Here is a 2497-nt window from a genome sequence, read left to right on the forward strand (position 1 = left end):
TCCCTACAGCTGCATGCCCTGCTTTTTTATCAAAATATAAGTCAATTATAATTTGATTTACTTCCGTGTCTTTATCAAGTTGCTCTAATTCGGAAATAAATGGTAGCAAATGATTTTGCACATCAAATTCACACGCGAAATTTTGCAAAAAATAAATATTCGGTACATATTTAATGTGATTAAAAAATTTCACAACATTAATTCTTTCGCCAAATTTCTCCTCAACTTCTTCTCTTGATAAATTTGGATAAGACAAATCGAAAACTAGATTTATTGGTACAGGTATCCATTTTAATAAATTTGTTTGAGGATTATTAATTAAAGCTGTGGAGCCCTTAACGAATCCAGCTAAAATTAAAGACATAAATCCTCCCCCGGAACTGCCATAAAACAACACATTTTTCGAATCAACTTTTAACTTTGCAAATACTATTTCTAAAATATTTGCTATATCTTGTAAATAAAATCTATTTAACTCTCCCTGTCCCCAGCCTAAAGATAATTTTCCAAGATATAACGTAGGGTCATTATAATATATAACAGTATCTTCAAATTCATCCATCCAAGAATGTCGATGAAAAATAGGTGGACCAATTGGCTGTTCTTGAAACCCACCTGCTCCGGATCCAAAAACAATAGTGTTAGAAGCATCGGGCTTAATACGAATTAAAAATTCATACGTTACTTTATCCCAATCAACCTTGAGTATAAATGGTTCTGTAATTTGAAAATCCATTTGCCATAATTGTTCATATGAAATGTTAATTTTTTTGTACTGGTCTAACAGTTTAATCACCCTTTCCATCTATTTCAAGATGTTCTATTAAGTAAGAGAGAGCTTCAACGTGATCACCAATTATTCTTAATACTGCCGGAGGATGTCCATTGTAACTTACATTCTCCATTAAACGAATTCTATTCGGTTTTACAACATCAACGTAATGTACACATTCTACTCTATACCCTTGTAATATAGCTTTTACTTGTGCAAGACTAGGGCATAGTAAGCTTTCCCAGCCTATTGCATCTAAACATGATCTACTCATAGCATGTGGAATTGCTACTAATGAGCCATTGCTTAATTCTGGACGATTATATGCTAAATTAAGCATATATTTTACGACGTCTACAACATAAAGCGGAGGATGTAACATCGGATTCAAATCATTTAATGCTATGTCTACACCAGCTGAAACTGCTTTTGTAAAATGATGCAAATTACTTCCTGAAACACTAAAATCACCATCAATAAATAAAAGAATATCTCCTGTAGCTTCAAGCGCTCCAATAGCACGTCCAACATTATGACCAAGTCGTTCGTTATATTCAATAATAGTAACACCAAGTCTTTTAGCAATATTAGCCGTTTGATCTGTCGAACCATTTACAACGACAATTATTTCTAGTGGTTCTATTTTTCTCGCCTCAAGTATTACTTGTTCTATAGTCTCTTCTTCATTTTGTACTGGTATAATGACAGAAAGTTGTTTCCCGTTATAAATTGAAGAATGCATTCCCCAGCCTCGATGATACGAAGGATACTGCTTGCTTTCACCTAATCTTTGAATAATATCTCTTCTTTTTCCTGCATCAGTAAATCCTACTCTTCTTCCCTTTTTCTCTATCCATTTGGATATACCAATTAAATATTTTTCCACTTTCTCTTTTTCATTTTCTAATAATTCTTTTTTAAATAAATACCCTTCTTCTTCTAACATTTCATCTTTAGATAACGTTCTTATTGCATATTGATTGTTAATCCGCCAGCCTTGATTCACTATGTTCATATGAGCTAGAACGATATCTTTTATATAATCAAAGCCGATATTTACCACTACTTCTTTCGTAAGTGCATATGGTAATGAAAGTATTGAATTGCTTTTTAAATCTGGTCGACTTAAAATTTCATTTAACATTTTTCTCCAAACAATATCCATATTCGGACATTTACCAACTTCTATAAATTTATCTATTTTGTTTAATACTACATCCGCCTGATTTGTAACAACTGGCTCAATAAAATTCTTCATTTCAGTTGAAGATAATAAAAAATTACTATCTACAAATAACAATACATCTCCTTTTGCTGCCTTTACAGAAGCTTCATACCCATCATAATACGTACTATATTTATCCATCAAAACAATATGGCATTTATGTTTCTTTGCTATTTCATACAAATTACTTCTATCGTTAGGAACGAAAATTATAATTTCAAGAGGATTTAGCTTCCATATAGATTGAATTGACTCTTCTAACATTTGCTCTCTTTCACTGTACAAAATAATAACCGTTAACGATTTCATTACACGCCCCCTTTACACATTATGTGACATAAAATATTAAGTATTACCATTTCCTATGAATTTGCTACTTTATTAACATATTCAAAAGTGAATTATACTGTGTAAAAACAACCGTCTATTTTTAAAAATATAAGTTCTGCACTTACCTCCTTTCTCTTATCAGTGTTTGTTACAACTCTCACCATAAAAAC

General features: G+C 31.6%; 1 protein-coding gene and 1 pseudogene. Both read right to left on the reverse strand.

Translation table 11 applies throughout. The annotated features are described in order from the left end of the window. Nucleotides 1-736 (reverse strand): annotated as a pseudogene (locus tag GBN78_RS29360) (glycosyl transferase); the annotation flags it as partial. Nucleotides 737-788: 52 nt separating this feature from the next. Further along, nucleotides 789-2306 carry a glycosyltransferase family 2 protein gene (locus GBN78_RS29365; RefSeq protein WP_152128015.1) on the reverse strand — a complete coding sequence of 506 codons (1518 nt, stop codon included), beginning with the start codon at nucleotides 2304-2306 and terminating at the stop codon, nucleotides 789-791. Nucleotides 2307-2497 lie beyond the last annotated feature (191 nt).

It is taken from the genome of Bacillus sp. B2-WWTP-C-10-Post-4, from assembly GCF_009183805.1.
Lineage (GTDB): Bacteria > Bacillota > Bacilli > Bacillales > Bacillaceae_G > Bacillus_A > Bacillus_A cereus.

Coding starts and splice junctions, on each gene's coding strand:
- GBN78_RS29365 (WP_152128015.1), bottom strand. CDS start 2,306: ATGAAATCGTTAACGGTTATTATTTTGTACAGTGAAAGAGAGCAAATG.